Consider the following 7,947-nt stretch of genomic DNA (forward strand, 5'->3'; position numbering starts at 1 on the left):
AATACCTTGATTTTCCCAATAAAAAAGATATATTTGTAAAAATTTATTACACTTTACTTTGAAGAAAAATCTATTTAAAAAACTACCGTCATTTAATCTTCAGGAGATGTTGATTGTACTTGCTATAATTGGAATTTTACTTTTAATAGCCCTGCCTAACTTAATGCCGCTTATTACAAAAGCAAAAAGTGTAGAAGCACAGGTGCAGTTAAAAGCAATTTATAATGCTGAAAAACAGTATTATTTTATGTATTCTAAATACAGCCCTAATTTTACCGAAATAGATTTTGAAGCTCCGAAAACGACAAAAGAAAATGGAAGTGCTAATTACGTGTACGAAATTGTACAATCCACTAACAGTGAGTTTAAAGTAAAAGCTACAGCAATTACAGATTTTAACGGAAACGGGGTTTTTAATGTCTGGGAGATCGACCAAAATGGTGTTCCTAAGCAAACTGTAAATGATTAATGTGGTATTTTAAAATCATATTAATAATTGTATTTGCTTTTGTTTTATATCAGGATTTTAAAGATCGTTTAGTGTACTGGTTTTTATATCCGATTATAGGCATTCTGGCATTTACTGTTCAATTATATGTCCTGCCTTTAACAATCGCTTTGACCAATTTTGGAATTAACCTGTTATTTGTAATTTTGATTTTAGGGGTCAGTACAATTTATGTAAAATTTAGAAAATTAGATTTTAAAAACACACTCGGGATTGGAGATATCCTGTTTTTTCTTTTCATCGCAGCCTCTTTTTCAATAATTTCTTTTTTAGTTTTATTTGTTTTTTCACTTGTATTTTCATTGGTCATTCACTTGGTTTTAAATACAAAAAAAGAAGCGTCTACAGTACCTTTAGCAGGTTATATGTCGTTTTTTTTTGGTGTTGTATATACCGTTTCATTTATCGTAGATAATACATTTTTATACGCTTATTAGATGGGAAGTTTTGATATTTCAATAGAACTCCAACAGCTTGTCAAGTCAGAACAAGCCTATTATTACAGAATTATTCCGGTAGGGAAAAACCAGCAGACTGTACTATTAAAAACAGATGCTTCGGATATTGCCGCGCTTCAGAACGAATTAAGTATTCTGCTTAGTTTTCAGGTTACGTTAGAAACAGACTCTACTGAAAATATAAACCGTTATTTAAGCACTAATTACAGAAAAACTTCCAATAATGTTTCTGAGATTCATTATACATCTGATTTTTTAGAAAAAATTGTATTAAATGCCAAAGAAATTGGAAGCAGTGATATCCATTTTGAACCTTATGAAAAAAATGCAAGGGTTCGTTTTCGTCTGGATGGTAAGTTAAAAGAGCAGTTTCACATTTCGGTAGAAGAATATCCGGTAATTGTAAATAAAATTAAAATCCGCGCTCAGCTCGATATATCCGAAAAAAGACTCCCGCAGGATGGACGTATTACTATGGTTACAGATTATCAGGATTTTGATGTCCGTGTTTCTGTTTTGCCAACTCTGCACGGAGAAAAAGTGGTACTGCGTATTTTAAGTAAGGATACAAGTCATATCGACATTCAGTCACTTGGTTTTACAGATAAAGAATTGGCTGCTTACATAGAAAATATAAAACGTCCAAACGGTATAGTACTTATTTCAGGCCCAACAGGTTCCGGAAAAACTACTACATTATACGCTACCTTAAAAAAACTAAATATTCCTAATACCAATATTCTAACAGTTGAAGATCCAATAGAATATACATTAGAAGGAATAAATCAAGTACAACTAAAAGAGAATATTGGACTTGATTTTGCTGCTACTCTTAGAACCTTTTTAAGACAGGATCCAGATATTATTATGGTGGGGGAGATACGTGATGTAAATACTGCAAATATGGCGATTCGCGCAGCATTAACCGGCCACCTTGTTTTGTCCACTATCCATACTAACTCAGCATGGGCAACGGTTTCAAGGCTGATCGATATGGGGATTCCATCATTTTTAATTGCAAGTACACTAAATATGAGTGTTGCGCAGCGTTTAGTTCGAAAGTTATGCGATGCCTGTAAAAAAGAAGAGCCTATTACCGAAGCAGTTTTTCCAAGTGGTTTTGAGATTCCGGATAATTTAATATCACATCACGTTGCCGTTGGATGTGAACACTGCTACCATACGGGGTACTCAGGAAGGAAAGCGATATATGAAATTCTCCCTATCGGTGCAGAACTATCAAATTTAATAAAAAACAATCAATTGGATATTAATGAGTATCAGGATGAAAAAAATATTTTTACACTAAAACGAAATGCACTGTTATTAATAAAAGAGGGAATTACTTCTGTTGATGAAGTTTTTTCATTACTCTTGTAGATAAATTGCCTTGAAAAATCTTACAGCTTATATAAAGTTCATGAAAAAAACAATTACCCTGTTATTGCTGCTAATTTTCCAGATTTCATTTGCGCAGGAAAACCGGATTTTGCAACTAAAAAATAATATTGAATCCATTTCTGCCGATGCTCCCGGACTTAATGAAAAAGTGAATGTTAACATTAAAGAAGCTTCTTTGTCGAGTTTTTTATTAGCTGTTTCTCAGGTGCATAGATTGAATTTTAGCGTGGCTGCAAACTTAAACCAGATCAATATTGTAAATAATTTTTCAGATGTAACAGTTGGCGACCTGCTTATATTTTTATGCAAAGAATATAATCTTACTATTGATTTTACAGGAAATATCCTGGCTATAAAATCATATGAAAAACCCGTTGAGATTCCACAAGCAAAAGAAATTGATATTACTTATGATTATGCAAATTTGATGCTTTCATTAAATTTGAAGGATGATAAATTGTACGATGTTTTCAGAAAGATAATGGATGTAAGCGGAAAAAATCTGGTTTTTGCACCCGGATTGGAAAATCAACCCTTGACAGCGTATATTAAAAGCGTACCCTTTGATGCCGCATTAAATAAATTAGCTTATGCTAATAATTTAAGTGTGACGAAGACCAGAGATAATTTTTATATTTTCGATAGATTAGAAGGAAATTTTGCTATTGAAGGAGCAGGAAGCCAAAATGGTGAAATAAGACAAAATAAACCACAGCGCCCAAGAAAATCCAATTTTTACTTTGCTGTTGTTGATGCTGATAAGAAGCTTTTAAATGTTGATTTTGAAAATACTCCAATCTCAAGTATTGTGTATGATATTGGCCATGAACTTGATATTGATATGTTCATATCAAGTCCATTAGAAAATGCAGGAAACGGAACGGTTAAGGCTAAAAACATCACTTTCGATGAGCTATTGGTAAAATTATTCGAAGTTAAAACGGACAATAGTTTAATGCCAAACACTAATCAACAATTCAATAGTAATAATTCCGGATTATCTACGACTTCTTCGGGAGGCAGTTATACTTTTAAAAGAAGCGGTACGGTGTATTACTTTGGAACAAAAGATCAGTTAGTAGTGCGAAATATTAAATCTATACCCCTCATGCATCGTTCTATTGAACTTTTAAGTGACCCGTCTAAAGAGGGAAGAAGTGCGGGAAGATTAAATAATACGAATAGTTATTCCAATTATAATTCTTTTGACAGTAATAACAGATCTGCTTCTAATCCAAATTATTCTAATCAAAGCAGTAATTATAACAACGGAAACAGTAATAATTATTCATCATCAGGAGGTGGCAGCAGTGCCCCTTCAGAATCTATTTTAACTATTATTCCTGATGAAATAAAAAAAGATCTTGATATTAAAATTGATAAAGAACTGAATAGTTTTTTAGTAAATGGTCCTGCAGCAAATATCGAACGATTTGAGTCATTTATAAATTATATTGATAAAGCAGTTCCTGTAATTTTGATAGAAGTGATGTTATTAGAGGTCAATCGAAGTGCAACAGTCGAAACTGGTATTCAGGCCGGAATTGGTGATAAACCTGTAACAACCAAAGGAACCGTTTATCCAAATGCCGATATCAATTTGGGAGCTTCAACTATCAATAAAATTATTGACGGTTTCAGCGGGTTTGGATCTTTAAACATTGGTCAGGTAGTGCCTAACTTTTATCTGAGCCTAAAAGCAATGGAAACAAACGGGAATTTAAAAGTACGTTCATCCCCAAGATTGTCTACCTTAAATGGTCATAAAGCTTATTTATCTATAGGCGAAACAACCTATTATGTGGTAACAAATCAGAATTATTACGGATCGCAAATTCCACAGGCTTCAGAAGTAAAAAATTATCAGCCTATCGATGCTGAATTATCTGTAACGATAATGCCGCTGGTTTCCGGTAATGGACAGATTACTATGGATATTAAAGTGATTCAGTCTAGTTTTAATGGACAAAAGGTTGATAAAGATGCACCTCCGGGAATTAATTCCAGGGAGTTTACTTCTATTATCAGAGTTAAAGACCAGGATTTAATTGTATTAGGAGGACTTGAAGAATCTGTAAAGAATGATTCAGGAACAGGAGTTCCTTTACTTTCGCGTATTCCTGTATTAAAATGGCTTTTTAGTTCCAGAAAAAGAGAAGATTCTAAGAAAAAATTAAGTGTATTGATTAAACCTACAGTTATTTATTAATGGCAACATTTTCTCTACCTACTTTTTTACTAGGAAAACAATATATTGGTGTCGAACACTTTACTTTAAATAATGAAGATAAAGTCGCATTACTTTTGGTGGAGAAAAAAAAAGAAGGATTAGTAATTAGTAAAAAAGACAGAGTAAGCTATAACGGAAAGATAGCGGAAAAGTGGGACACTAAACTTCCATTTTTTTTAGTTGTCAATTCCAATCAGGTTATTCAAAAAGAGGTAATAGGTATTGAACCGTCTGATGAAAAGCTATTGCATAAATCTTTTCCCAATATAAACTGGGATGAATTTTATTATGAAATCTGGAGGCTCAAAACAAAATCAGTTATTGCCATTGCCAGAAAATCATATATTGCTGCTTTGCTTGAAGAATACGAAAACCAAAAAATAACAGTTGCAGGAATCAGTCTTGGTGTCTGTTCAATTGCTGACATTATAAATTATACAGAAGAAAAAGAACTCTTTACCAATCATCAAAGCATCTCAAAAGAAGGAAATCAGATAATTTCTTCAAATACTTTAGAGTCTGCGATTACTTATACGATAAATGATCTCCAGATCGAGAATCGACAGCTATTGTCTTTTTCCGGAATTTTGCGATTAATCTTAAATACTACACTTAATACAGGTTCAATTGTATGGTATAGCGATGAATTGTATAATAATTACAATCAGAAAACCTTTTTCAATAAAGGGATTAAAATAATGATTGGGATTGTTTTGGGAATATTACTGTTCAATTTCATGTTTTTTACACATTATTATAAACTGGCGCAAGAAACTTCAGAAACACTTTTGGTAAATAAATCTTCCATTGAAGATGTTTCCAAAATTAAGCAGAGGATTATTGTAAAAGAGGCAAAAGTTAAGGATATAGAAGGAAGAATGACCTCGCAGAGTTCTTTGATAATTAATGAAATTGCTAATAAAGTTCCGTCTTCTATTTTATTGACTGAGTTAACCTTTAATCCTCTGGAGAAAAAAATTAAGATAGAAGAGCCAATATTAACAAAAGATAAAATCATTGCAATTTCAGGAACAACTATTGCAAATGGCGCTTTTACAAATTGGGTTGAAGAGATTGAAAAACTGAATTTTGTGGATAAAGTTCTGATTACGCATTTTGGTAAAAATGAAGAAAATGAAACGACCTTTTCAATAAATTTAACTCTTAAGTAAAATGAAGCTGAACAGAAAAAATAAAATGCTAGCGATTGGCTTTTTGGTTGTGCTTTATATTTGCTATTCTTTTGCTATTTCTAATACCCTAAATTATTATAATGAATATAAAAATAAACAACAGGAGATAGCTGAAGATAGTGATATGCCAAAACTGGTAGCACAATTGGTTCAAAAAGAAAAACAACTCGATCAGGTTTTGTCTAATTATGATGTCAAAATCTCAGAATCATTCCAAAATGATTTATTAAAACAATTAACTACTTATAGTGACACCTTTCATTTGAAGATAGTGGATTTTAAGGAACCGCATATTATTTCTCAAAAAGGATTTATTACAACCAGTTATACTTTCTCACTTGAAGGGTCATTTAATGGGTGCTTGGCGTTACTTAACAAAGTTGAAAATAATCCAATGCTGGGTAACATTAAACATTTAAACTTTATTAAAAAACGAAATTATAAAACCAATACAGATCAATTATTTGTTGAGGTCATCATGCAGAAAAATAAAGGAGTTTAATTGAAGCTCATTATAAAAATCAAAATTTAAAATAGACTATGAAGAAAACTTTTTTAATAATTGTGGTATTAGCTGCACAGGTAAATTTTGCTCAAAGCGTTTTTCCTACAGATGGCTCCAATGTAGGAATTGGAACTTTATCACCAGTTTCAAAATTACATGTTGTCGGTACAATAACCAGCTACGAACCAACAGCTCTTAGCACTACAGTTAATTCTTATCAGCTGATTAATAGTATTTCAGGAAATGTTGGGGACAATACATTAATGAATAAATTATGGATCTACAGGGATGGAACTCTAAATAATTGGTTTAATGCAAGACTTCATGACGGTATTTCAGTAGATACATCTTTTAAAACCCCAAATTTAGATACAAAAACCTGGTGGGAAAGAGATCCTAAGGATAATATTCAATCATGGGGTACTGACGCATTAACTTATTTAACTATAAATCAGGGAAATGTTGGCATTGGTACCATTTCTCCTGTGAGTAAATTATCTGTCGCTGGATCTTTGACTTTAAATGGTGGTTTAACTAATGCACAACAAAGACCATCGATAAATGCCGGTATATTAACAAATGGTGAAATTAGAGGTTTTAGTAACTCATCGAATTTGTCAGATGATGGTTTCTTAAGAATTTCAGCAGGTGGTGGCACAAATTCTAATACAAAATCTTTTATTGATTTATCAGGATATTCAACAATTCCAGATATGAATAGAAATATCGTATTTGGAACTTTTGGATTAGAACGTATGCGAGTTGATATCTATGGTAATGTAGGTATTGGTATAACAAATCCAACAAACAAATTAGACGTTAATGGAACAATTCATTCAAAAGAAGTAAAAGTTGATATGGTTGGCTGGTCTGATTTTGTGTTTAAAAAAGAATATAATCTGCCAACACTTGAAGAAGTTCAGAAACATATTGCAGAAAGTGGACATTTAGAGAATATCCCAAGTGAGGAAGAAGTTTTGAAAAATGGAATTAAACTTGGAGAAATGAATGCTAAGCTTTTGCAAAAAATTGAAGAACTGACTTTGTATTTAATTGAGCAAAATAAACGCCTTGATAATGTTGAAAAAGAAAATGAGGAATTAAAAAAAGAAATAAATTCATTAAAAAAAATATAAAACATGAAATTTAAAATTTTGCTATCACTTGTATGTTTTCAAATTGGTTTTGCTCAAAATACATTTCCGTATCCTGAAAATGGAAATATTGGAATTGGAACAACTTTACCTCAAGCGAAATTGCATATTAATAATGGAGATAATTCATATGGAGCGATATTGGCTAATGCAAGTGAATCGCAATTTTCATTATATACAAAGACACTTACAACAGGAATAAATTCTGAAACATTTAGAATTGGATTGAAATATGGTCCAAATGAAAATAATAGCTTTATATCATTTTACAGAGGACTTAGTTCTTCTGGTGGTTATTTAGGATTTTCTACAAGTGGAACGGAACAATTAAGAATTTTGGCTAATGGCAATATTGGAATTGGTACAAATCTTCCTGCTGCTAGTTTAGAAATTAAAACTCCAGCAATAACGGGTTCAGAGACATTATTAAAATTGGGCGTAAGTGATGCTGCACAAGATTATATAAGAATTGCTAATGGCACAAATGCGGATAATCAG

The 7,947-nt window shown here is 31.9% G+C and carries 8 protein-coding genes; all 8 read left to right on the plus strand.

Annotation, left to right across the window (positions count from 1 at the left end):
- Positions 1–58: 58 nt before the first annotated feature.
- On the plus strand, positions 59–469 hold the full coding sequence (locus ASE21_RS21230; protein ID WP_262487432.1) for a type IV pilin protein: 411 nt from the start codon (positions 59–61) through the stop codon (positions 467–469).
- Complete coding sequence (locus tag ASE21_RS21235) at positions 469–945, plus strand: hypothetical protein (RefSeq protein WP_057124723.1); 477 nt, start codon at positions 469–471, stop codon at positions 943–945. The genes ASE21_RS21230 and ASE21_RS21235 overlap by 1 nt, the downstream gene beginning before the upstream one ends.
- Complete coding sequence (locus ASE21_RS21240; RefSeq protein WP_057124724.1) at positions 946–2,346, plus strand: GspE/PulE family protein; 1,401 nt, start codon at positions 946–948, stop codon at positions 2,344–2,346.
- Positions 2,347–2,386: 40 nt separating this feature from the next.
- Entirely contained in the window at positions 2,387–4,576 is a 2,190-nt protein-coding gene (locus ASE21_RS21245; RefSeq protein WP_057124725.1) for a type II secretion system protein GspD, read from the plus strand.
- Complete coding sequence (locus ASE21_RS21250) at positions 4,576–5,769, plus strand: hypothetical protein (RefSeq protein WP_057124726.1); 1,194 nt, start codon at positions 4,576–4,578, stop codon at positions 5,767–5,769. Before ASE21_RS21245 ends, ASE21_RS21250 begins: the two co-directional genes overlap by 1 nt.
- A gap of 1 nt (position 5,770) precedes the next feature.
- On the plus strand, positions 5,771–6,292 hold the full coding sequence (locus ASE21_RS21255) for a hypothetical protein (protein WP_057124727.1): 522 nt from the start codon (positions 5,771–5,773) through the stop codon (positions 6,290–6,292).
- Between the two features lie 38 nt (positions 6,293–6,330).
- Positions 6,331–7,431, plus strand: coding sequence for a hypothetical protein (locus tag ASE21_RS21260; protein WP_057124728.1), 1,101 nt, complete (start codon positions 6,331–6,333; stop codon positions 7,429–7,431).
- Between the two features lie 3 nt (positions 7,432–7,434).
- A partial coding sequence (locus tag ASE21_RS21265) for a hypothetical protein (RefSeq protein ID WP_410503577.1) occupies positions 7,435–7,947 on the plus strand: 513 nt, incomplete at its 3' end.

The sequence above is a fragment of the Flavobacterium sp. Root901 genome (assembly GCF_001429765.1).
In the GTDB taxonomy this organism is placed as follows: Bacteria; Bacteroidota; Bacteroidia; order Flavobacteriales; family Flavobacteriaceae; genus Flavobacterium.

What these genes read in the sequence shown, in the direction of transcription:
- ASE21_RS21235 (WP_057124723.1), top strand. Translation starts at nt 469, where the DNA reads ATGTGGTATTTTAAAATCATATTAATAATTGTATTTGCTTTTGTTTTA.
- ASE21_RS21240 (WP_057124724.1), top strand. Translation starts at nt 946, where the DNA reads ATGGGAAGTTTTGATATTTCAATAGAACTCCAACAGCTTGTCAAGTCA.
- ASE21_RS21245 (WP_057124725.1), top strand. Translation starts at nt 2,387, where the DNA reads ATGAAAAAAACAATTACCCTGTTATTGCTGCTAATTTTCCAGATTTCA.
- ASE21_RS21250 (WP_057124726.1), top strand. Translation starts at nt 4,576, where the DNA reads ATGGCAACATTTTCTCTACCTACTTTTTTACTAGGAAAACAATATATT.
- ASE21_RS21255 (WP_057124727.1), top strand. Translation starts at nt 5,771, where the DNA reads ATGAAGCTGAACAGAAAAAATAAAATGCTAGCGATTGGCTTTTTGGTT.
- ASE21_RS21260 (WP_057124728.1), top strand. Translation starts at nt 6,331, where the DNA reads ATGAAGAAAACTTTTTTAATAATTGTGGTATTAGCTGCACAGGTAAAT.